Raw genomic sequence first — 23,457 nt, 5'->3', positions numbered from 1 at the left:
TAGTATATGATGCTGAAAATTTCGCAGGGTAGCCATAGATTTTATAGCTTGTTAATACCAATTTTCACTTTTTTTCTTTACGTAAAATTTTATCCATTTTACGACCTCTTGCCAATTCATCAATTAGCTTTTCCATACGTCTACATTGTCTATACAATTCAAATTCATCCTCTATCTCTTCAATTCGATAACCACAAACGACCCCTTTAATCAGGTGCGCGTTTGGATGTATTTCAGCTTTTTCAAAAAAAGTTCTAAAAGTTGCTTTTTCATCTATAAGGGCTTGCAAAGCATCTTGATCAAAACCTGTAAACCATTTAATTATTTGGTTGAGTTCTTCTTTTGTTCTACCATTTTTTTCCAATCTGTTTAGGTAAAGGGGGTAAATTGATCCAAATATCATATTGGCAACCTTTTCATTTTTTTCGGGTGTAACTTTCATTTTTACTTGAATTTGAATTGATGAGTACCAACATTAAATGTAAACATCTGTAGGTGCAGAAAGTCAGTCACTTTCAAAAATAAATGAGGTGTTACACTTTTTTTGGTTCTAAATTTTTACGGTTAAAATAATAAAAATTATAACTCCGAAATCAGAAATACAAAACTTCCTATGTTCAAAGTACTTAAAAGCATTGTGTTTACATATTGATGTAGTGTTTTATTCTTCATTCCATTGCTCTAAATCATTAACCGGGTTTGGTAATCTACCTTCTAACCATTTCATTAAAGTACCGGGTTTAAAATCGGTATTTTTAGTTTCAATTACCCATGATAAAAAATCAGTTGGTCCTCCATTCATATATGGAGGAGGAGAGACAGGATAAAATACAGTAGGTAATCTTTCATCGATTGAGATATAGTTAATTACAAAACCTAATTCTTGCACAACATTCCAAGCTAGTTTATGATTGATATCAAGAGAGAATTTTAACCACCAATATCCGTCAGTGTCACCAAAAGAAATTGGCTTTTGAATACTTGGTATTTTTTCTAAAAAATCAGTTAATGTTTTAAATGCTCTTTCATCCATTTATTGTAGTTTGTTTTTTAAATATTCTAGTATTTTTCAATTCCAATAATATTTCTGGGTACTTGTTATTTTTAAATTCGCACATACAATTTTGATAATCATATAGTTAATAAGCGCATTTGTGGGATAACACTTTCATTTTAGGGTTATCAGTAACGAAATCACTTTTGCATTCGGAACAAATGCAAATTATCCTATTCATTTGGATGTTAGAATTAATATTTTAAAAATTATTTTCAAACTTTATACTTCTCTAATGTGAGATAGCATTTAATATATGTGTCATAGCGGGGCAAAATATTACCTTGCTTTTCGGTTTTTCTGCGCATTGGTTGCTAATTTTTACTTTTGCAATCATTGTGTCTTACCAAAAATACACTTACCATTTGATTGATCATTTAGCTATTTATGATCACATATATAGTATTGTACACTGTTTTATTTTTTTATTTCGGAAAAAAAATGATTAAATTCAATGGTATCTCCATTTAGATCAAACATTTTTTCTTCAAATTGATATTCTAAGAGGGGACCATAAATATTTTTTTCATCTTTATTTAAGTCAATAACATAAAAGTCAGTTTTCGTTGTGTCTACATTCCATTGGTTAGTGTAATAATTTGGATGAGTTTTTACGATTATCATATTTTCATTACTCCCATAAGCGAAAACGTAATCAGGTACAATAGTTTCCCAAATTCCATTTTCAAGTATTGAGTCCGTCTTTTTTCCAACAAACTGAATTCCGTTAAAATCAATCTTTTTTAAGTAGTAATCCTTAGCAATATTTTTTTCATAACCTTTCTGTGTACAGCTTGAAATAGTCGCAAATAATGTTATATAAAGTATTAGTTTTCTCATATTGTATAAAACGTCAAATACATGAATCGGAGTAAGGCAAACAATCCAGAATCAATACATTTATCTGCGCTTTTTTATTTCTTATTTAATTCATAAAAATCTAACGCCATTGCAAAAAGGAAATGACCTTTCGATCTAGCATTAAACTTTGCTCTAATTTCGTATATAATGTTATCAGCTTTTTATTCTTTAAAATTTAGAACATCCAGTTTCATTTCTTTATTCCAAAAATCCGCTTTGTTTTTGTAGATTCTTGTAATTGGGTAACCATCAATTTCTTTTTTCGATTTCCAAGTTAGATGAACAACAGCAATTCTTTTATCTTCTAGTTCCAATACAATATCATCATTATTCGTCTTTCTTGCAATTAGTTTAGCGTTTTCATTACATAACATATGATCTTTAGGTAATTCAAGTTTGAGTTCGTTCATTAACATTTGAATACTTTTCTCTTCCATTTGGTTCGCACTCCAATAGGGTTCAATAAATTTCAATTCAAAAGTTAAGTTGTTTAAATCAGATCCTAGATTTTCTGCTCTATGACGTTCTAAACATACTTTTTTGTGTCCCATAAATATGCTAATTGTAAGTTTATAATATTAGATATTTCTTTAGCTCTATTTACTATCATGAAATGCCCTCCATTCTTAACCCAAATTACACCTCTTAATTTACGATTATTAAAAATTCTGTCACTATCCCCTTGAATATGTGTTAGATCAAGTTTTGAAGCTCTAGAATTTTTCCATTTCATGATTTTGTCAATAGCCCAGACCATAAATTTCTCATCAGTACTATCGATTATTCTATTTAATAGTTCCGATTCTTCTTTAGATTCAACGCCAAAGAAATAATCAGCAGTCAATTTATTTGACCATTTGAGAATGAATGAAGGGACTATTTTATAAATCTTTGTAAAGCTTACTAGTTTGAGATCAAATCCATACTCTTTGAAGCTTTTTACACTAGATATAATTATCAATTTTTCTATATCAATATGTTTAGATATTTCTTGTGCTACAATCCCTCCAAATGAGACTCCTACAAGTATTACATCTTTAGAAAGATCAATTTGTAGAATCAATCTTTGAGAATAAGAGCTTAAAGACTCATTTTTTAAAGGGTCTAACCATTTGATATGCGTTTCAATCACATTATCAATTCTTAAGAAATTAAAAACTCTTTCATCAGCTCCTAATCCGCTTACATAATATATATTTTTTGTCAATTTTTTGAATAATTAGTCACAACAATTTGTGTATGAAAAGTAGCAGATGATAATCTACTACTTTTTACGATATCTAGGCAAAATAATAAAAAAAATGCAAACCAATTGATCTGTGTTGATCCTACTATTTTTTATATACGTTGTTGTTGGTAAACGTTATTTTTAAGGTTAGATATTCATATTTTAACTATGTTTTCTAGTGTTTCATATTTTCTTTATTTTTTAGCTTCTGCTTTTTAGTTGATTTTTTTGAAATAACATATAAATTGCATGTGGTAACATTAAAAATGTCATTCCAGAAACGGGTATCATATAAACTCCGATTACTATGATAATCAAGTAAGTCAAAATAAATTTTTCAGGTAGTTGTCCTCTTATTTTTTCTACATAATTGACTAAAATTTCAAGAGGAATGAGCAACAGACCATAGTAGACAAACCAAAACGCTGAAAATTTTCGAAGTTCATTTGTCCATTCAGTAATGGAAATTCAAAAAGTCCCTCACTAATTTTGAAAAAGAAATTGTCTGCAAATTTTACAAATTGTTCACCAAAAGCAAAAGGTGAAATCCCTAAAAGTGTATGGGTAATTCCAAAAAATACTAAAATCTTTCCGTTCATTATTTTCTGTTAATTATTTTATATTACCTACCAGTTTCACCTAGTTTTTGAACTCTTTTCAACCATTTTGTTCTAAATTTTTCTTTGGATAGTCTGATTGGTCCTATGGTTGTAATTCTTACTTTTTTTACTCCAACAAAGTTCATTGTTAATTTTTTCATTGCCTTATGACTAGGATTTCCATAAAACCACTTGTAATACCAACTAGGTTGGTCTAAAGTGCAAATTATACGAGCTGTTTTGCCAATAAAAAGTTTATCCCACCATATTGAGTTTTTCCTTTTGTTAAAAGCAAACCCAGGAAGAAGAACTCTATCTAAAAAACCTTTCATAATTGCAGGTACTGAACCCCACCAAACTGGATAAATCCAAACTAAATGGTTTGCCCATTTCAATATTTCTTGACCCTTTAATAAATCAGGTTCAAGTTCGGTTCGTTTCCTATAACCATATTGAAGGTTGGGATTAAATTCTAAATCTTGTATAACAATTTCTTGAATTTCAAATTCTGATGTCTTTGCACCTTTTTTATAGGCTTCTGCTAAAGCGTAATTATAACTTTCTTTGTCTGGATGCCCTATTATTAATGCTATTCGTTTGTTCATTTGTTTGTTTTAAGTTCCTAGAAAAGTTAAAATACTAATCCCCAATAAAATTATCCACCCAGGGTGTTTTCCTTTTGTTGCTATAAAAACTAAAATAGATGAACATAACATTGAAATTGAAATTGAAGCAATTATGAATTTTAATAATTCTTTACTCACTAAATTTTGGTCAAGGGCAATTTTTATAAGTAAAGTACCGATACACCAACCAAAAAATGATGTTAAATGCCAAGTAGCCCAAATAATTCTAAGATGTCTTTCTTTTAGGCCATTAGTGACTAATGTTGGCACTAATTTATTAGTTTTTTTTTTCGTTCTAAAAATTAACAATTCACCGAGTATAGAATGTAACAACCCTAGAATGAGACAAAGAATACCAGAAGTAATTAAATAAATATTCATATTTTTAGAATTAGATTTGTTTTGTGGTGTAGGCTCTTTTGACTATTTGTTTCATAATTAATTTATGAAACGGTTTGACGATTACCATATAGACTTTACCGAAACTTTTATTGTATTGAACTATTGTAGAAACTTTAATATTATAAGTGGGGTCGTGAGAATTGTAAATACTAACTCTAAAATCGAGATGTTTATCATCAGCACCTAAAATAATTTCATCAGTCATTATTTTGTATATCTTAAAAAAACCTATATTACCTCCAATTTTGAATTCTGTGCTATAATCTGATGGTTTTTGGGTTTTTAGTTCAATTTTTTGGCAATTGCATTTCTTAGTTTCATTAGTGTTTTAACCCAATCTGGAAAGTCAGCAAATACCTTATTTGTAATTTTGTCTAAACTATCTGAATGATTTGTCGTAGCATAAGTGTCTGAATAATCTACCTTTTTTGAAATGGTATTAATTAAACTGTTGATAGGTATGTTTTCTAAAATAACTTTCATACTTATTTGTTTATTTGATGCTTGATGAATAATTAAAAGTTAGAAGTATTTTTTTATTTTCTGTTCAAATGTGTTGCTTGCAAAATTGTTTTTTGTAAAGAATCTATATAAGGTGAGACAAGTAGGGATTGTCAAATAAAAGGAGCAAATGATGAAAGTAACAATACTTAAAAATACAGCTAAAATTTGTATAATAATTTCCCCTAAATAGTTTTGCTGTTCCATTATAAATTGATGGACGGCTATAGAATAATTGTAAAAACGAATTGAGACTTCATAGAGTAGCCAAGCTGGATAAAACCATTTTCTAATAGGCTCCCACCAGACACCCCAAATTGATTTTAGTTGTTTGTTGTTTTCTTCCATTTTTAAATCTTTTTACAAAAGTCATTTTAATGGAATACTTATCATTTGATATAAATCAAATTCGAATTTTAGGGTTGCGGATTCGGCTTAATGTTTCAAGTGTAATTCCTAAATATGATGCAATGTGTGTAAGTGGTATCCTTTGGGTAATGTCCGGATAAATACCGATTAAGTTCTTATACCTTTCATCTGCTTTTGAAAATTGAATAGTGTGTAGCCTTTCGCAAAGGCCTAACATCGTTTCTGTAACAACTTTACTAATAAATCGTTCAAAATCGTGGAATTTGTTAGAAAGTGAGTCTACCGTTTCTTTTGAGAACTCTATGACAATTGATTCTTCTACAAATTCTACATAATGTGGGCTGGGTTGGCTGCTAAAAAAACTTACAATAGAAGCCATAAACTGATTTTCAAAAGTAAACCAGTCTGAAATGTCTTTTCCGTCTTTTAAATAATAAGCTCTGGCACAACCTTGTACAATTAAATAAGCTTTTTTAGAGTATTGTCCTTCTCGGACGACAGTATCACCTTTTCTATAAGTAATAAGTTTTAATTTAGCAATGAATTCTTGCTGACAATCATTAGATAATGGTGAATAAATTTGCCCAATTTTATTTAATATATTTTCAATATCCATTTTTTATTGACTACAGTTTTTTGGTTTAATAGAGAGGTTGATTATAAGGTTTGCCAACGTCTCGTAGAGGAAACGTAGGGCAGGTGACAAGCGATACGTTTCGGATTGGTACTAAGCCAAATATAAATATTTTGCTTTTATCATTTTTTGTTCTCGTAAATTTGATATTCTTCTAAATCTTCATTTTCATCATAATAATCAATTCGCTTGTAATTCAGAGTCAGATTTTCATAAAAGTATTGAGCTCTTAATGTTCCACTTGTTCGATAATCTTTGATTTCGATTGGTTTTCCATTTTTGTAAGTTCCTTCAGTCCGCTTATTTCCATTTTTATAAAAATCGGTTTCTTTTCCATTGCAAACTTTTTCACAATTCAAGTAATTAAAACGTTTTGAATGTAATTCGTTTCCTACCGCAAAGAGGATTTTAGGAATATAAATTGTATCTGTTTTTGTTTTTATAGAGGTTGTGTATTGAGTAATCAAGTCATCAATTTCTCTAAAAATAGTTATGTATTCATAAGTAAATTTAGACGATAATTCAGGCATTAGAATTTCAAATTCAGGATTTACTTTTTCGTTTGTACACTGATTTATGAATGTTAGGTTCAAATTTTCCTTGCCACTATTTTGACTAAAACAAGTGAAGCTTATAATTGGCAGAAATATTGTTTTAAGAATCATTTTCATAATTATGCACAACGTGTTCTTTTATGACTAGTTGCGTTGACAAGAACTAAGTTAGCAAAAGAAAACTAACAAGAGGAAATTCGGTACGATTTTCTGGGTAAACGCAGAACAGGCAATGAATTATACATATTGTTGTGAGTAGTGCTTTTTTTTCTGTTATTCCTAGTTCGTTTTTTTAAGTAAAAGTGTTTTTCTATTTACAGTGAGTTTTATTCCTTTTCTTTTTTTGTAGAGTATAGTAAGAACAATTACTAAAGCAATAGTTAGAAGTCGGAAAACGTTCGAATAAATTCCGCCAAGTGCGTTTTCACTTACAGAGAATAATTCCCACGCTAAATTCATTAGCATATGCAGAAATATAGGAACCCAAATATTGTAATTCCATTCTGCGTATACCCATGCAAACAGGATACCTCCCAAGAATGTTATCAAGAATATACCCATTAATTCATTAAAATTAGAACTTTGGTACAAATGCAATGAGCCAAAATAAAGAGCTCCGAAGAATACGGAAAGTATAAATCCGAGTTTTGTTTTTCTAAATGGTAATCCAAATAAAAATCCTCGGAAATATAGTTCTTCGAAAAATCCGGCAGAAACAACTCCAATCAAAATTGTGTTTATTTTTACATTTAGATTAAAATCAAAGATCATACTAAATCCAATATACATCGGTAAGATGCAGACAATGGCAAATAGGAATCCTTTGATTATTGATTTGTCAAGTCCTAAATTTTGAAAAAAATCCGTTCTTTTCCCAATCAGTAAAGTGCTTAAGAATAACGGAATTCCAGTTATCAAATACGTTAATATTTGACTAATTCCGAGCTGATTTGTTAGGTCAAAGAGCCATTTTCTGATGTCCCTGAAAAAAATAGCATCGAAAACAAAATATGTCCCAAATGATATGATTATAATTAGCAAGACTTTGGTTGATCTATTCATTTTAAATTTCGGTTCTACTTACATAGACGAAATTTTTGAATAAAAAGTTGTCCCAAGATTTTTTCAATGTGTTTTATTACATTAAATATAATGGTTTCGTATAAGATTAGTTTCGTGTTTCAAGTACTAAAGTTAGTAAATAGGCTAAAACCAGCAATTAATTTCATACGGTGTTGCAGTGCATTTTTATTCTGCTAATCTTTGTCAAATCCATTAAATTCTATTCTTTTCATTGACGGACAATTATTTACAATTATATCAAATTCCGACGCTTTATAGTTTGGCGTAACCAACTGTTTACTCACAACTTTATCAAAACTATAAGTCAATTCATAAACGTTTTTAAATTCAGTTGCTTTTATTGTTAATTCGGCTTTTTCAGATTTGGTTTTTTGTGGAATAGTATTTAATTCTAAAGCGATTTCGTTTTCTCTCAATTTTTTCAATTCAGATATTAAGTCAGCATCTGATTCGAGTTGATGAAAGAAAAGAACTGAACTTTCATTGATTTCGTATGATGGCGTATTTCCGTCACAAGGTTCGTAAATCACGAATTCATTGTTTAACTTTTTTAAACTAATCCAATGTCTCGGAAATCCTTTTAAGTAAATTTTATTCGGTTTGTGTTTTTTGGAAATTTCTTTCTCGTAATATGAAATTGCGTCATTATCCATTCGATTCGGTTTCCAGTTAATCACTTTTTCATAAATCTCCGAATTTCGTGTTGTATCTATAAAAAGTTGATGTATCGTTAAATCAAGACTTTTCGGATTATTTCTTTCCAAAATAGTATCTAAATCAATTTTCCACGCAAGACTTTCAGCTGGTTTATTTTCCGCTTGTTTAGGTTCTTTTTTGTGTTTGCAGGAAATCAGAATTCCTAATATTATTGTTATGTAGATTGTTTTTCTCAAATGTATGACAACGTTTAATATATGTGTTGTAGCAGGGCAAAATGTTACCTTGCTTTTTTTGGTTTTTTTGTGCGTTGATAGCTATCTTTTACTTTTTGTAAGTATTGCGCCTTATGAAAAATAAGACAACCATTCGATTGATGACTTGATTGCTAGGATCATATATATGTTGGCGTAAAACGTTTTTTATTCAAATCATTTTTTGTACTGAAGCTGGTATAGTTCATCTCTATTTGAATTAAAATCCACATCAATGCTAAATTCGTGATTTTGCTTTTCTCTTAATAAAGCTCCTGACAGGTGAAGTATATCCTTCCCTTTATAAGGAGCAATCATAAATCCGAAGAAACGATATTCTTTAATATCTCCAAATTGTGGTTCAAGTTTGATTAAACGTGGTACAAGCTCGTTCTTATCAAAGGGAATTAATTCGTTATTAAGCATGGTTTTTAGATTTTCAAATTTTTTCTCTTTAAGCAAATTCACGGTTTTATCATTCAAAGACATTCTTTGTTCAACTTTTTCAAGTGTTGAAATAGGGTATTTAAATTCTTGTTCAGCATTGTTTTTAGAAACAAGAATTACGTGGATGGCATCGTAATTCTTTTTTTCTTCCTTTAGATTCTTGTAGAATATGTATGCTATATTTGAGGAAGGTAATATTGGTTTATCTAATCTTTTCTCAATCTCATCACTTTGACTCATTTCAATTTCGAAGTATTTTTTTGTTCCATCGCTTGTTGAAGCTGATACTCCTATAGAATATTCGCAACGACCTCCATAAAAATTCAGAATTTCTTCAATTCCATTATTTTCATTATCAGTTATGTTAATTAAATTAGATAGTAAGCTAGGTTTTTCTTCTCCTTCATGTTTATTTCCGCAAGAGACAAGTAAAAGGACGCAAATTAGTAGGCTTATAATTTTCTTCATAGGTTTTGTTAAAATGTTTTACAATGGCTTCGACTATGATTAGTAGGGGAGTAGTAGAGTGGTAATTTGACAACTTACACTTAGCCAAACCTTTTAATTTTGTTTTATTTTTCATTTTAGAAGCCAAATCAAAAGGTTTGGCGGACCTTAACAATTACGCTAAACTTTGGATTAAACACGAAAACCCGTATTAATTATACCCATTGTTATGTGGTCGTTTTTATTCAAGGATGTTTTTTATGTCGTTTATGAATTTCAGTGATTCTTTTTCAATTCGTTCAGTTAAATTTCTTTTATTATTAAAATCAGGGTTTTTTAGTATGGTTTGGTCAATTATTGATAAACTATTATCAATTGATTCTGCTAAATGGTACTTGTTCCAATCGCTACCTTTAAAAATTTTCCAATACTTTTTTCGAATGCTTTTGTTTTGACCTGATAAACAAATCGAAAAATACAGTTCTTTGTGATTTAAAATGATAACGAATTTAAGCTTTTGCTTTTTTAATTCATCTGTCGTTAGAGAAAAATAAGAAAAATTAGGGGCTCCTTGATAAATCTTTCCGAGTTTAAAAATTGTATCATATTCTTTTTGAAAAAAGAGCCTCAATTCTTTCATATAGCTTATCAATTGATGATAATCTAAGTTGTCTTTATATTTTGATAGATCTAGATTGTTGATTTCTCCAAGTTTAATATTTTCAGTCTTTTGCAAAGGAATACAAATGTCTATTATGAATTTTTGTTCAGGATGAGTTTTGTGGTCATTATGATACATCTCAAAATAATCTCCATCTCTAAATTCATAACCGTTTTCAATTACCCAAATAGACATACTTTTCCAAGCTTTCGAAATTTCTTCTGCTTTAATTTCAAAATGTCCAATGCTATAAATCCCTTTCTTTAGATTATGTTGGTTAATTTCTCCATCTGTATTTATATTTTCAGATATTGTTACACAAGCACTAAATCTCACTTTTGAGGTTTGGGTAATATTCGGGTTGTCGCGATAAATTGTTATTGCTTTAAAATTTGAAGTGTCTAAGACTCTTTTTTGATGTCCCCATTCCATCAATTTTTGAAACATACTACCTGCTTTTTCAAAGTTTCCGATATTAGATATACTTGCAAGTTTTAATTCAGGTAATTCTTTAATCGTTATTTGCGCATTCATTTTAGTCCATTGTTTAATATTATCAATGGAACAAATGTATTTTTCTGACGAAAAAGGTTCTATACCAATCTTGCTAAGTAATTCTTTTCCCTCGGATTTAAATTTAGTTGGACTAATACCGTAGTATTTCTTAAATGCTCTTGAAAAAGAATTATCACTATTAAAACCATATTTATAGGCTAGGTTTTTTAAAGAAGAATTTGGTTTAACCAATAAAATTGCGGCTATACGTTCAATCCGCTTTCTATTGACGTATTCGTTTAAGCTTTCATTTACTAATGTCAAAAATACTCTATGGAAATGGTAAGCTGAATAATGGGCTTTCTTAGATAAATATTCAAGTGATAGTTTAGTGTCAAGATTATTTTCTATGAAATCCAAGACGATATTTATTCTTTTAATGTATTCTCGCCTTGTTTCATTCATTTTATTTTCGGTTTTTCAAATGCCGCGCACTGGTTGGTTTATGGTTAGTTGCAGAAAAGGCCTAAGTCATTTTCCGCTGTTGGCTAAGATAATTAATGCGTGCTAATTTCTGTTTAGGAAATTCTGCAGCAATGAACGATACATGTTGTTGGCTGGTCATTGTTAGTTTCTACAAGCACATTCATGGTGTTCATTAAGATATGTAATCGTTTCCATACTAAGTTTTTCTAAAATTGGAATATTTATGTCAGTTAGTTTCTTAAAATAAATACAGGCTTTACCCATTTTGAATTTGCCTAAATCCATCAAAAGAGTATCACTTTTTTCTGTTTTCGAATAGATATAGAGTGAAAATTGCGTTTTTCGGGGAGAGAAACCTAACAAAGGAGCATTACCTTCATGACCACTTTCATATTTATAGTGATAGCTTCCAAAACCTATTATTGTTGGCCCCCACATTTTTGGTTCAAAACCTGACCATTCACTCATCAATTCGATTAATTTATGACTATCAGCTTTTTTTTGATCATTGTCTACATATGATTCAATAAAATCAAAGACGTCTACTTCAGTTTCGGTGGTTTTATTTTTAGCCATTTTGTAATTATTTTGAGTTGCATTTTCAATACCTACCAACGGTCTTGTGTATGAAACTTAGGGCGTAAAAAGATGCTTAATTTTCGGATAAACACAGAGGCGAATTTTTATATTTTGTTTTTACTTTTTATTCTAAAAGCCAAATTTTCAAATTTGGTGGTCTTTACAAATAAGAGCAGAACTATTAGTTTATCGCATTTTAGCTATGTTTTATACGCGTTGTTGGCGGTAGTTATTTTTTATTGTTTAGACCTTAACCTTTCAATAACCTGAGCATCCACCCAGAACATATCCGTATTCTCGTACTTGTCAGTTGGTTTAACCTTTCCAACATTTCTGTTAAAGAACAGATATTTTCCGTCAGGTGTCACACTTGCACCATATTCAGAAGCTTCTGTGTTTATATTTTCGCCGAGGTTAATAGCTTTACTCCATGAATCATCTTTTTGTCGAAAACTAACATAGATATCAGCATTACCATAGCCACTATCTCGTCTACCATCCCAAAGAATATAAGACTCATCTGGCGCAATAAAAGGGTGGGCATTCGATTTTCCAGTATTAATCTCTTTTCCAAATGATCTGGGTTCTTCACGTTTCCCATCTATTAATCTAGAGTAACGGAGATGACCTTCTTCAGACATCTCATCGAAAACATAGGTTCCTTTAGCCGACGCGGTAAGTCTCATAATAGGGATTTTCATAAATACGGTGTCGAGTTTTTTTATCTCCGACCAACCAGTACCAGTACGCTCTTTATACCTTCTTCCCAAGTGCATTTTTTTCCCATCGGGTGATATGAAAGGTTGTCCAACCCTTGATGATATAACAGAATCCTGCCATTGGTTGTTTTTATATTGGAAGACAACAAATTCCATTTTTTTATCTTCCTCTTTTTCTCCAACTTCTCTGATGAAATAAAACTCTTTAAGGTCAGGAGTAAAGACACCATCAATTTCCCAATTCAAAGTTGTAACTAATCCAGGGGCAAAAGGTTCTGGTATTAAACCAGGCGGCTTTTGACCAAGGTAAGGACTTTCCGTGGTCGAAAAATCATTCTCTTTTGTTTTCGGTTTTTCAGTTTTGCAAGCATTTAATAATATTATGAATGCTAACACTGAAAATTTAATTATGTGATTTCTCAAAGTTTAATTTGTTTTAATTACCGCAAAGATTTAGTATATGAATCGGAACAAGGCAAGTATGTCTAAACCAATAGATCTATCTGCGCATTTTTGTTTCTTGTTTAATTTATAAAAATCTAGCGCCATTGCAAAAAGAAAAAGACCTTTCGAGCTAACACTAAACTTTACTCTGATTTAATATATGATGTTACACACTTTACTTTTCTTTTACCTCTTGTTTACTAAATCGTTCTCCAGTCTTTTTATCAACTTCACAATTTATAGTAACAGTTTTTACTTTGGTTTTATAAAGAGGTAATCGAATTTTTGGCAGTTCTTTTTTCCATTGCCAATTTTCCATATGAGGCTCATAATCATAAGTGATATTAAACTCAGTGATATACTTTTCAGAATCATTTTTTGTCAAATTCTCGTTCGCTATAATCAAAGTCCTTATTATATCTTTTCGAAAATTATTGGTTTCGTCAATGGGTATTATTTCAATTCCCTTATCATCCCCATTATTAATTAATAATACTCTGACAATTACATCATCCTGATTTTTTCTATAGTCGTAATCAGTATTTATTTTTCTGTGTATTGTTTTTACATAATTATATCCACTATCAATAGTTTTAACCTTTAGAAAATCTTCGTATTTATACTTTTTATATAAATCCGTATTCTGAGCTTTTATTCCACCACAATAAATAAATATAGAGGATATGAGTATTAATAGTTTCATTTTTTGAGGTTTTGTGTGTAACAAAACTGCAACGACCTTTGGTTAAGCCTAAAACAGTAATTATTTTTATACGGTGTTAGCATACGTATTTTGTTTTTTCAAGGTCGATTATCCATAAATGTTATTAGAAATATGATATTTAACTCTTCCCCATGTCTATAATAATAGTCAAAATTGGGTAATTTATTTATAACTTCAACAAGTTTTTTTTCTAAGCTTTTATCGGTAATTCCTTTGACTTTTGAAATAGAAAAATCATTTTTTGACTTGCCAGTTTTTAAATAAATAGAAATCTTTCTATTTTTCAATTCATTTATACTTTTTTGGTCTAAATTATTTTCAATAAAAGCAATTAAGTTTTTCGGACTCTCAGTGTAAATGGATTTATAATAGTTGCCATTTTTAAGTTCCATATTTTCAATTTGTCCTTTTTCGATAATTAATTTCCACTCTGATTCGTAAATTGGGAAACCTGGACTTTGACTCATCCAAATATGTTCTCCTTTTGGAACAAAAAGATTGCCTGAATACCAATCTACTAAAACCACATTGTTTTTTATTTTATCAGGAAATAGTTTATTTAAGTCAGTTTTTATACTGTCCTTTTTAAAGTTGAAACTGTATATGTTAGATAAATAAAGTTTACTATTTATAATTTTCCATTCGGCAATATAGTTTTTTAAACAACCCCAACATTCAGGTTTTGCTTCTTTGTTATCGAAAAGATTTTTTTGGTCAAATGTAGAGAGGCAGTATAAAGGAAAAGTTTGAATTTGAATTGTATCATTCTCCCATATCAACAAATCAGGTTCGGCATACGGTTGTCCGGCTTTTTGTCGATATTGACAAAAACCAATGTTTATTGACAAAAAGATTATATAAAGGATTGTTCTTTTCATATGTATGCTAACGGCTCGACTATAGTTAGTACGGGAATTAAAAATAGGGAACTTTCGATTAAGTACTTAGCCAAAAATTTTTATTTTAAATCAATTTCTTCGTTGGTTAGCCAACCACTTTTGATAATCAGCTTTACCTTTAGAAAACTCGGTAGCGCTAGGGTAAAAGTGGTGTGACCCGTCATTGGCCTCTACATTAAGCACGTAATAAAGATTTTCCGTTTGTTCCGGATTTAGAGCCGCTTCAATAGCCGTTTTGCTCGGGGAACTTATTGGACCAGGAGGTAAGCCAAGTACTTTTCGAGTATTGTAAGGGTGATTCACTTCAAGATCACTTTTGTGAATTATGCCATCCCAACGGCCGAGTAATTTGGCAATGTATACATTTGTTGCATCAATACCCAAAGGAATCTTGCTCTCAAGGCGATTGTAAATTACGGAAGCAACTAAACCACGTTCGGCATCTATTTTTGACTCATTTTCAATGAGACTAGCAATGATAATAATTTCTCGCTTAGTTCTTCCCATCTTTTGTGCCAACCCATCCCATTCTGTTTGCCAAACTGATTTAAATTGTTGAACCATTTTAGCAATTACATCCTTGGGGTGAGTACCGTATTTAAATTCATAAGTTGTGGGTAAAGATAGCCTTCAAGATTTTTTGCCTTAGAATCAATCTCTTGAATTAGTCTGGTATCGTCCATCAACGACAGAACTTCTTTTTCAGTCAATAACGATTCTACTGGAAACTCTTTTACAATACGTTTGGCAATCTCAAACCGTGTCCAGCCCTCAGGGATAGTAAGCGTTTTGGTCCGTTTTTTTCCTTGCTTTAGTTGGTTTATTACATCTATAGGGCTGATGGGTGAAGGAAATTTGTAATCACCCGCTTCCATCTTATCATCCATTTTAGAGAATCGCAAATATATCTTTGTTGCCAGAGGAGCTTGTAGTATTTTATTTCTTTCTAATACTTCGAGAATTCTATTCGATGAGGAGCCTTGTTCAATTGTAATGTATTTCGTTGCACAATTATGGCTTATTGGGCTATGTAAAGCGTTATATAACCAAAAAGAGAATCCTCCAGTAATTAGGATTACCAATATAAAAATTACCATTATCGGGTGAGTCAATTTCATCTGGAAATATATTTTAGATTTCGAAGTTTAATAAAGGAATTTTTCTATTTTGTTAGTGGTTTAAACTAGTTTCAATCTTTTAATTGAGCTTTATCTATTTTCAAAATGTTTTACGACGTTATAAATATGTGTCGTAGCAAAATAAATTGTTACCTAGCCATCGACAACCTGCGCTGGTTTTATAACTTTTCTCTCTAGAACCTTTGCGCCATAGCAAATATACTAGAACCTTTGGTTTATCACTTAACAGCTATGATCACATACTCGGTGTTGTGTGTAGTTTATTACTCAATAATATCTTCAAAAGTCAGTTTTTTATCAATTTTCGAAATACTTATTATTCTATACGTTGGAGCCATTCCTTTTCCATTAGGCTGATAAAATTCGGTTTTAAATTCCCTGTCAGTTTCATAATTTGCTGTTATTAACTCTCCAGAATATCTGTCAAAATAACTTGGTAAATGATAATAGGATATTACTGAATCCTGAAAATTTTCAGCAGATCTAATTTCATTAATCAAGCGATTTTTGTCAACCTGAGAAATTTCTAATTCAAATCTATGGTAATAATCCATTACTCCACCACTTTGATTATTTAAGATTTCGAAATCATCATTCAATTCAATTTTTTGTTCAGAGAGATATTTTTTCGCGTCCCGTTTAAAAAACAAAATATCATCAAAAACAAATGATAATATTAGAAGAATTACTCCAACACTCAGTATTCGTGAGAGAATGATTCCTAGTTTCTTTTTGCCTAGTTTTTTAGGAATCCAATAACTTAAATAGATAATTCCACCCAAGATTGAAATTATTAGAAGCAAAACTAGAAAGTAGAAAAAGACAATGCCCATTTAGTTTTTATTCTTTTAGTGTAATCATTTGATGTACTTTAATTAAATTTCCTAAACCTGAATCCATATTTTTATTCATTAACCATAATCCTGTAGACAAAAAAGAATTACCAGTGAAATTCTGTTCTACCAGAGTTAAATTTCGATTTGGGTTTATTATCAAAAACCTTTCTCCATAACCATCTGCCCATACGGTTTTGGTGTTAGATGAAATCCACCACTGATAACCGAAGCCATCATAACGTCCATAATTTATACGATTTTTCTTAAGGTTGCTGTAGGATGTTATACTTTCTGCTATCCATTTTTTAGATACTATTTGCTTTCCATTCCAATGGCCTCCATTTGCTACCATAGCACCAATTCTAGCTAAATCTCTTGTACTTAAATAAATATAATATTGTTCATGTTTTGATTCTTTTTTTGGCCAAAACCAAGGATCTCCAACTATTACATTTTGTTTTGAAAAATCTTGAAACCCCATTGGTATAGCTAGGTGTTCTTCCATGAATTTTCCGATGGAGATTCCAGTTTCTTGCATAAATATTGTACCTAAAGCATTGGCATCAAAATTATTTGAGAAAAAATAATCACCAGGTTTATAACTTTCTCTTATGGGTCTATCAGTTATCTGTGAATCATGCTCTCCTTGAGATGGTAAATAAATTCCAGATTTATACATCAGCAAATGTTTTATGGTAGCTGTTTTCTCTTGATTCGTTAGAGGCGTTGATTCATCAATTTTAAGTTCAGTAAGGGTCTTATTAATATTAACTAACCCTTTATCAGCTGCTATTCCATATAATAGTCCAAGAATGGATTTACGTATGGAAGCCGTATTCATAATTTTATCTGTTGGACCGTATTCGTAAACTACTTTTTCATCTTGAAGAATAACTATAGATCTTATTCTCTCTGGTTCTTCTTTTGGTGTTAAAATATCTTTGATTTCTTTAGCAATCGGTTCCCCATATTCCAATTCTGTTTGAAATTCAGGATCAATATTGCGCACCCTAGGAATAAGGCTATAAACTAATACAGAAGTTACTAGCAATAATAAAACAGCAATAATTTTTTTGAACAACCTTTTAATTCTCATAAAATATTTTTTTAAAGACAAATTAAAAATTTGTTTGTTACTGTTTTGTACTTATTTTTTTCAGAATTACACACAACGTTTAATATATTTGTCGTGGCAAGGGAAATTGTTACCCTATTTTCGACAAAAACTGCGCATTGGTTGCTAGCTTTTCCTTTTTGTAAGCATTGCGCCACAACAAAAATACGCTGACCATTCGATCGATCACCTAACTGCTATGACCACTTATATGGTGTTAGTCTATGTTACTTTTTTCAAAAGCTTTTTATAATCGTAATTTATCAGTCGTCTTGAATAATGTCCTTTGATGTAACCTCTCACTTTGTTTTTAGCAGGAATAAATTCAAGAGAATGTTCAGAACAACCTCCAATCATATAATCTTTTTCATCTTCATTTGGAGGAGTATATTTAGTTTTTTTACTTCTGTCAATTGATAAGATATATATTTTTCCAATATCAAAAATATGAAGACTTTGCCTGCAATCTAATCCGCTCATTCCATAAATTTCGAATTTTTTTCTTTGTTCAATTCCTTTTACTGTTTCAATATGCTCAACTAGCATTGAGGCTCCTATATTGATTGGTCGGAAATCTGGATTCGCTGAAAGATATTTATTAAGTTCCTCTTGATTTGTATATACTTTACCATTAGGAAGGTGAAAGTTAAATTGAATCACTTTTGCTTTTACAATCACATCACTATATACCGCAGCCTTAATAAAATTCCCTCCCCAATCACAACTACATGCAAAAGAAAATGATGGGCTTAATACAAGTATTAATATTAGTATGTATATTTTTTTCATAATATAGAATAATGTTTAACTATGCGTAGTGCGGGAGCAAAAAAATCACTGGTTTTCGAACTAGCACTAAGCCAAAGTTTATGTTTTGTTTTTATTTTTTCTAAATACTAAAATTAATACTTTGGCGACAAACCAAATAGATAATGACCTTTCGATTAAACCCAAACCCGGCATTATCGCATAGGTGTTGTTACCCAATGTTTATTTTTCATATCCGTGTTTCTTTTTCCAGTCAGATATTTCAATTTCTTCTTCATGAGAGAGCTTTAACCTTTCTTTTTCAGATGCATTAAATCCGTAAATAAAAATTCCTATCCAAAATAAAGTTCCAGTCAAAAGTAAAATAAGCCGTTGTTTGAATTTTAGTTTAAAATTTTCATTCCGTAATTCGATAAGATCTTTACCGACAGTCCACTTACCAACAAGGATAAAAGGAGCAACCGCAAAAATGGATAACATTCTTAGAATAGAGTATCCTTCCGATTTATTTTGTTCTAAAGTGTTTTTCAGTTCAACAATATAATCATCTACTTCTTTTTCCCACTTAGAAATTACTTTTTCTTGCTCTTTTTTAGAAACATTTCTTTTTTCAAGTTCCAGTTTTGATTGCCGAATAGCTTCTTCATTCCAATACTCTTTGCCTGAGTATACAATTTCAATTAACTCCTCAGTTTTACGTTCAGATATTGGTGGAGTGAATTCAGTCATTTATAATATTGGGTAACGTTAAATATATGTGTCATAGCAGAGCAAATTGTTACCTTGCTTTTCTTTTTTTTGCGCAGTGATTGCCAACTTTTCTTTATTGCGAGTGCTGCACCACTCCAAAATAACCAGATCATCCGCTTAGCCCTTTAGCTGCTATGATCACATATATATACCATACGTTTATTATTTCAGGAACTCATAACCTTTGTGTCTCAAGTATGTAGTTCCGCCAATCTTAAATTTCGTTTTGGTCAGTTGATCAATTTTTGTTGTGTCTTGTCCATCTAATGAAACGAATTGCATTTGAACTTCCTTATTTACCTTTATCAAAGTAACAATTGTTGGACAAGATTTATAAGGTAATATTTCCGTTTGCTTTATTTCGTCAGTATAGGGTATAGTTTCCCAGTCGGTTAAATCCTTATTTGATTCAAAATTTAGCCACAGGATTTCTTGTCCGTTTCGATCATTTTCTGGAATCCAAAATCCATTTAGATTTTCTCGAACAGAGTCCAATTCAGTCAAATCAATTTCATAGTCATTTTCGACTGCTATCAAATTTCGATTTGGATTTAAACAACCAAATAGGAGGAATATCAGAATTATTATTTTAAAAGTTATTTTCAAACGTTATATTTCTTAGGTGTGTGGTAACGGTTCGGCTATGGGTAGTTACTTAACAGTACTAAGTTAGCAAAAAGGCACAGAGCGAGGAATATTCGGAGAATATTCCGATTAGCACTTACTATACTCAAGCAATTATTTACAGCCATTGTTATACAACATTTTTATTTACTTTTTTTTAATCCACTTTCCAAATACGATTCCGACTAAAATTGCAGGCAAAAAGCCAATTAATGTTATCCAAAAGAATGGTTTAAAAATATAATCCTCAAACGAGTCCCAAAAAGTATCGTAAGGTTCCATTCCCTCTTGTACAAATCCAGTCCATCCAACAAGAAAAGCAGTTATTATCAAAGTCAAAAATCCGTATTTTGCTCGGACTTTATCAGAATCTTTTTTCTTAATCAAAATTTCATACCCAGCATTTTTCCCGAACCAGTATGCAAGTCCGTAAAAAATTCCAATTCCGATTAATATATTTATCCAGTAATTCCAGTCAAACATCCATTGAAAACTACCACCAGCAAGTAAGATCATAAAAAGAAGCGCGATTAAGATTCCAATTGTTGCAGACTGCAAAGCTTTTTTTATTCCAATATTTTTAGCTGTTTCAGGTTTCATTTTATGTTTTTGGCAAATGTCGTGCAACGTTTTTTAATTGTTTTGTTTTTTATCAAACCTTTTTCTATAAATTTTAATCAAATATTCCAATCTTAATGAGCTAATATTTAATTCGTTAATATAAAATTCCGTTTTGTCTTTATTTGTGTTTACAACAAGATATTCCTGTTGAATTGAAGATGAATAATTTGGTTTAACAATCACCTCCATTTTTTTTATTTCGGACCAGTTAATAAAAGATCCGTTTTTTAAAATCAATCCTTTGTTGGATAGTCTCAACTGAATTTTAGGTTCTTTTTTAGCTTTTTTTACATTTTGATAAACTCCATATAGAAACAAAAAAAATAGTAATAATGCTAAATATCTTAATCCGTAAAGGTTAAAGTAAGCAGAATAAAGACAAACAATCATTAAGGTGCTCCATAAAATATTTTCTGTTAACAGTTTTGTTCTTGAAAGTTTAATTATTGTTTCATCTGGAGCATAGCTGTTTCCTTTCATTGATATTAAGAGAATTGGTTTATGTTGTACAACGGTTGAGCTATGAACAGTACGGGAGCAAACTGGCGTTTGCTTTCCGCCACGCACATAGCGAGATCTTTTGGTTTTGATTTATTTTTTCCTGTCCAGAGCAAAATCCAAAAGATTTTGCCCGAACCCGTATTGTTTATAGGTTGTGTTGTACTTAGTTATTCCTTCACGAGCCATTGTTCGAAATATAGTTTTTCAATCAACTTTCTATTAGCAGGATTAACGATTTCCTTTAGAGAATTCTTTTCAGACAAGTCAATTTGATACCAAATGAGCTCATCATCTTTATCAAAATTTAGGTCTGAATCAATGTCCCTACTAGTTCTAAAAATTATTTTGTCCGTTTTTGGAACAATTTTATAACTTTCTAAGTTCTCATTTAATGGTGAAAGTCTAACTAATTCGCTTCCGTCAATTTTTGAAATAAATAAATGCAGGGGGTCTTCATAATTAAGTCTTTTGTCTTTATTATAATCCTTGTCGCCGATTTTATATAAAATACGGTTTCTTAATATTGGACCCGAATTTTTAATGTTACACTCAAAGTCCGCGATACGAATTTTGGAATTTATCAATAAATTGGTTGTATCATTATCGCTATTAAAGAACAGAATATTCCAATAACGAGGGTAATCTTCTGCTTCATATTCATAACTACTATATCTTTTTTCATAATTTTTTTGAGTAGTTATTGGCAATAGTACCTGACTAGTACTATCTATAAACGTCAAATCTGAGTACACAAAATTATACTCATTTAATATAGAGTCAATTTGCGTTTGAGTTAAATCCCTTTCTTCAATTACACCAATTCTGGGTTTATCATTATTACATGATAAGAAAAATAAAATAATAATAAATAATAGTTTTTTCATAATTAAGTACAACGGTCTTGTGTGTGGTTTCGTTGCTCTTATACTAAATTAGGAAAAAATAACGACTCATTGTTCAGCCGCAAGGACTTTCCGAAGGAAATGTCAGAAGCAATGAACTATACACGTTGTTGGCAAATCGTATTTTTTAATCTACCCAACCTTGATAATCTATAGCTTTCAGTGTGTCATTCTCAAAAGTAAAAATGAAAACGGATGTATTCTCTAAATCTCCAATTTTGATTAAATCAGTTTTTAATTCCGATTTCAATATATTTTCAAGAGATTCTTTATTAACTCCAATTTTGATAGATTTTAAAAACTTAAATTCTGAACTCCTTATTTTTGCAGAATAAATCCATTCTTTGTCTTTAGCTTGGTAAGAGTAAATTTTTGTTTTGTCAAAAGTCTGTGTTTTAACTGTATCAGTTATTGTTTCGTCGTGTGTGTTTATTCTCGATTCAGTTTTTAAATCAAATTTTGGGTTTAGAGTAAGTTTTTCTAAATCGGATTCCAGTAAAATTCGTAAACTATCATTTTCAAAATATTGTTCAGGAATAAGAATTTCCTCAGCTATTTTTTCCGTTTCTGCGTTTAATTCAGTCGTTGGTTTTTGTTCGAGAATTTCAATCTTTTGAGTTTCTTTTTGTTTGCAAGAAACCATTAAAATTAGAATTCCGATTGAAGTTAGTAAGTGTCTTTCCATATGTTTGCCAACGTGTTTGTGTATGATTTCATAGCGTGTTTCAGTAATTAAAATAGCAAATACAAACCGAATAGAAAATCCGCGAGGATTTTCTTGAGTAGGCGAGTACTAGCAATGAATTATACATGGTGTTAGTTGTAGTTTTTTTAATATTTTTCAAGCCTTGGTTTATCTCCTGCTAAAAACCAAACCTTATTATATTCAAAAATGGAATTTAATATTAAACGATATGATTTAGTTTTATAATTAAAAATCACATTCAAATCCGTCACTGGAATAGTTTTGCCTTCTTCACTTATTTGCTATTCACGTGTATTTATCTCGATATCTTTGAATTCAGCAAATTCCAATTCAATTCCAAGCTTAATTCCGTAATCTTTTAGATTTTCAAAACGATTTATGAATTGTTTTACTTCGTTTGGATATTTAGTAAAGAATTCAGTTATCTCTTTTTTATTTCTTTTAATTCCGATACTCTTTGAAAATTCAATCAAGGTTTCAGGCTCAGGAATGATTTTCATAATTTTAGTTGAGTCATTAGACTTTAGAGCATTAAAAAAATCTATTCCAAGTTGTTTAGGACTATTTTGCCCAAAAGATTTCGAAATGGTTATAATTCCAATCGATAGGATGATTATTATTCTGTTTTTCAACGTCATTTTTTAAATTAGAGCTAACGGGTTGTGTATGAAACGTAGCGTGCAAAAAGACACTAATTTTTCGGATTAACACAGAGCCGAATTTTTATTTTTTGTTTTTATTTTTTTTCTCTTTTTAAAAGCCAAATTAAAAAT

At 30.4% G+C, this 23,457-nt stretch carries 31 protein-coding genes and 1 pseudogene; all 32 read right to left on the bottom strand.

Going from position 1 to position 23,457, the window contains the following annotated elements; genetic code table 11:
* Window positions 1-64: 64 nt before the first annotated feature.
* The gene (locus AWE51_RS09770) at window positions 65-442 is read right to left on the bottom strand and encodes a DUF2200 domain-containing protein (protein WP_066312828.1); all 378 of its coding nucleotides are present in this window, start codon (window positions 440-442) and stop codon (window positions 65-67) included.
* 219 nt (window positions 443-661) lie between these two features.
* A complete protein-coding gene (locus tag AWE51_RS09765; RefSeq protein WP_066312823.1) occupies window positions 662-1,033 on the bottom strand; it encodes a hypothetical protein in 372 nt (123 codons plus the stop codon).
* 438 nt (window positions 1,034-1,471) lie between these two features.
* On the bottom strand, window positions 1,472-1,894 hold the full coding sequence (locus tag AWE51_RS09760) for a hypothetical protein (protein WP_066312820.1): 423 nt from the start codon (window positions 1,892-1,894) through the stop codon (window positions 1,472-1,474).
* Window positions 1,895-2,076: 182 nt separating this feature from the next.
* Window positions 2,077-2,466 carry a hypothetical protein gene (locus tag AWE51_RS09755; protein WP_066312819.1) on the bottom strand — a complete coding sequence of 130 codons (390 nt, stop codon included), beginning with the start codon at window positions 2,464-2,466 and terminating at the stop codon, window positions 2,077-2,079.
* Entirely contained in the window at window positions 2,442-3,122 is a 681-nt protein-coding gene (locus AWE51_RS09750; RefSeq protein WP_066312817.1) for an alpha/beta hydrolase, read from the bottom strand. The genes AWE51_RS09755 and AWE51_RS09750 overlap by 25 nt, the downstream gene beginning before the upstream one ends.
* Window positions 3,123-3,344: 222 nt before the next feature.
* Window positions 3,345-3,605 (bottom strand): DUF6463 family protein, encoded by a 261-nt coding sequence (locus AWE51_RS27215; RefSeq protein ID WP_394332232.1) that lies wholly within the window; start codon window positions 3,603-3,605, stop codon window positions 3,345-3,347.
* 160 nt (window positions 3,606-3,765) lie between these two features.
* Window positions 3,766-4,347, bottom strand: a complete 582-nt coding sequence (locus tag AWE51_RS09740; protein WP_066312812.1) for an NAD(P)H-dependent oxidoreductase — start codon at window positions 4,345-4,347, stop codon at window positions 3,766-3,768.
* 9 nt (window positions 4,348-4,356) lie between these two features.
* Window positions 4,357-4,749: a hypothetical protein gene (locus tag AWE51_RS09735; protein WP_066312810.1), complete on the bottom strand. Its 393-nt coding sequence runs from the start codon at window positions 4,747-4,749 to the stop codon at window positions 4,357-4,359.
* A 10-nt stretch (window positions 4,750-4,759) separates the two neighbouring features.
* A complete protein-coding gene (locus AWE51_RS09730) occupies window positions 4,760-5,062 on the bottom strand; it encodes a DUF2867 domain-containing protein (protein ID WP_082832379.1) in 303 nt (100 codons plus the stop codon).
* Window positions 5,053-5,253 (bottom strand): DUF2867 domain-containing protein, encoded by a 201-nt coding sequence (locus tag AWE51_RS09725; protein WP_066312806.1) that lies wholly within the window; start codon window positions 5,251-5,253, stop codon window positions 5,053-5,055. The genes AWE51_RS09730 and AWE51_RS09725 overlap by 10 nt, the downstream gene beginning before the upstream one ends.
* Before the next feature lie 39 nt (window positions 5,254-5,292).
* Window positions 5,293-5,619, bottom strand: a complete 327-nt coding sequence (locus AWE51_RS09720; protein ID WP_066312804.1) for a hypothetical protein — start codon at window positions 5,617-5,619, stop codon at window positions 5,293-5,295.
* 55 nt (window positions 5,620-5,674) lie between these two features.
* Window positions 5,675-6,256 (bottom strand): Crp/Fnr family transcriptional regulator, encoded by a 582-nt coding sequence (locus AWE51_RS09715; RefSeq protein WP_066312802.1) that lies wholly within the window; start codon window positions 6,254-6,256, stop codon window positions 5,675-5,677.
* Between the two features lie 140 nt (window positions 6,257-6,396).
* On the bottom strand, window positions 6,397-6,939 hold the full coding sequence (locus AWE51_RS09710) for a toxin-antitoxin system YwqK family antitoxin (RefSeq protein ID WP_198403814.1): 543 nt from the start codon (window positions 6,937-6,939) through the stop codon (window positions 6,397-6,399).
* A gap of 168 nt (window positions 6,940-7,107) precedes the next feature.
* Window positions 7,108-7,890, bottom strand: coding sequence for a CPBP family intramembrane glutamic endopeptidase (locus AWE51_RS09705; RefSeq protein WP_066312800.1), 783 nt, complete (start codon window positions 7,888-7,890; stop codon window positions 7,108-7,110).
* Between the two features lie 194 nt (window positions 7,891-8,084).
* Window positions 8,085-8,804 (bottom strand): hypothetical protein, encoded by a 720-nt coding sequence (locus AWE51_RS09700; RefSeq protein WP_066312797.1) that lies wholly within the window; start codon window positions 8,802-8,804, stop codon window positions 8,085-8,087.
* Window positions 8,805-8,999: 195 nt separating this feature from the next.
* Complete coding sequence (locus tag AWE51_RS09695) at window positions 9,000-9,737, bottom strand: hypothetical protein (RefSeq protein WP_066312794.1); 738 nt, start codon at window positions 9,735-9,737, stop codon at window positions 9,000-9,002.
* 220 nt (window positions 9,738-9,957) lie between these two features.
* On the bottom strand, window positions 9,958-11,337 hold the full coding sequence (locus AWE51_RS09690) for an AraC family transcriptional regulator (RefSeq protein WP_066312785.1): 1,380 nt from the start codon (window positions 11,335-11,337) through the stop codon (window positions 9,958-9,960).
* A gap of 162 nt (window positions 11,338-11,499) precedes the next feature.
* On the bottom strand, window positions 11,500-11,934 hold the full coding sequence (locus tag AWE51_RS09685; RefSeq protein ID WP_066313102.1) for a DUF1801 domain-containing protein: 435 nt from the start codon (window positions 11,932-11,934) through the stop codon (window positions 11,500-11,502).
* 239 nt (window positions 11,935-12,173) lie between these two features.
* A complete protein-coding gene (locus AWE51_RS09680; RefSeq protein WP_066312782.1) occupies window positions 12,174-13,079 on the bottom strand; it encodes a TolB-like translocation protein in 906 nt (301 codons plus the stop codon).
* Between the two features lie 196 nt (window positions 13,080-13,275).
* Window positions 13,276-13,803: a hypothetical protein gene (locus AWE51_RS09675; RefSeq protein WP_066312772.1), complete on the bottom strand. Its 528-nt coding sequence runs from the start codon at window positions 13,801-13,803 to the stop codon at window positions 13,276-13,278.
* 98 nt (window positions 13,804-13,901) lie between these two features.
* Window positions 13,902-14,702: a hypothetical protein gene (locus tag AWE51_RS09670; RefSeq protein ID WP_099098780.1), complete on the bottom strand. Its 801-nt coding sequence runs from the start codon at window positions 14,700-14,702 to the stop codon at window positions 13,902-13,904.
* 90 nt (window positions 14,703-14,792) lie between these two features.
* A pseudogene (gene mltG, locus AWE51_RS26985) lies at window positions 14,793-15,820 on the bottom strand (endolytic transglycosylase MltG).
* Window positions 15,821-16,125: 305 nt separating this feature from the next.
* Window positions 16,126-16,644, bottom strand: coding sequence for a hypothetical protein (locus AWE51_RS09660; protein ID WP_157766058.1), 519 nt, complete (start codon window positions 16,642-16,644; stop codon window positions 16,126-16,128).
* Between the two features lie 58 nt (window positions 16,645-16,702).
* Window positions 16,703-17,794: a serine hydrolase domain-containing protein gene (locus tag AWE51_RS09655; RefSeq protein WP_066312763.1), complete on the bottom strand. Its 1,092-nt coding sequence runs from the start codon at window positions 17,792-17,794 to the stop codon at window positions 16,703-16,705.
* 240 nt (window positions 17,795-18,034) lie between these two features.
* A complete protein-coding gene (locus tag AWE51_RS09650; RefSeq protein WP_066312759.1) occupies window positions 18,035-18,601 on the bottom strand; it encodes a hypothetical protein in 567 nt (188 codons plus the stop codon).
* 201 nt (window positions 18,602-18,802) lie between these two features.
* Complete coding sequence (locus tag AWE51_RS09645) at window positions 18,803-19,309, bottom strand: hypothetical protein (RefSeq protein WP_066312758.1); 507 nt, start codon at window positions 19,307-19,309, stop codon at window positions 18,803-18,805.
* A 183-nt stretch (window positions 19,310-19,492) separates the two neighbouring features.
* A complete protein-coding gene (locus tag AWE51_RS09640) occupies window positions 19,493-19,867 on the bottom strand; it encodes a hypothetical protein (RefSeq protein WP_066312757.1) in 375 nt (124 codons plus the stop codon).
* 234 nt (window positions 19,868-20,101) lie between these two features.
* Complete coding sequence (locus AWE51_RS09635) at window positions 20,102-20,581, bottom strand: hypothetical protein (protein ID WP_157766057.1); 480 nt, start codon at window positions 20,579-20,581, stop codon at window positions 20,102-20,104.
* Window positions 20,582-20,587: 6 nt separating this feature from the next.
* Window positions 20,588-21,055 (bottom strand): hypothetical protein, encoded by a 468-nt coding sequence (locus AWE51_RS09630; protein WP_066312755.1) that lies wholly within the window; start codon window positions 21,053-21,055, stop codon window positions 20,588-20,590.
* Window positions 21,056-21,243: 188 nt separating this feature from the next.
* Window positions 21,244-21,960: a hypothetical protein gene (locus AWE51_RS09625; RefSeq protein WP_066312752.1), complete on the bottom strand. Its 717-nt coding sequence runs from the start codon at window positions 21,958-21,960 to the stop codon at window positions 21,244-21,246.
* Window positions 21,961-22,105: 145 nt separating this feature from the next.
* Window positions 22,106-22,663: a hypothetical protein gene (locus AWE51_RS09620; protein ID WP_066312748.1), complete on the bottom strand. Its 558-nt coding sequence runs from the start codon at window positions 22,661-22,663 to the stop codon at window positions 22,106-22,108.
* A 302-nt stretch (window positions 22,664-22,965) separates the two neighbouring features.
* Window positions 22,966-23,316, bottom strand: a complete 351-nt coding sequence (locus tag AWE51_RS09615) for a hypothetical protein (RefSeq protein WP_157766056.1) — start codon at window positions 23,314-23,316, stop codon at window positions 22,966-22,968.
* Between the last annotated feature and the right edge of the window lie 141 nt (window positions 23,317-23,457).

Source organism: Aquimarina aggregata (assembly GCF_001632745.1).
GTDB lineage: Bacteria > Bacteroidota > Bacteroidia > Flavobacteriales > Flavobacteriaceae > Aquimarina > Aquimarina aggregata.
Note: the sequence above shows the minus strand (reverse complement) of the source record. Positions and strands in the feature narration are given on the sequence as shown.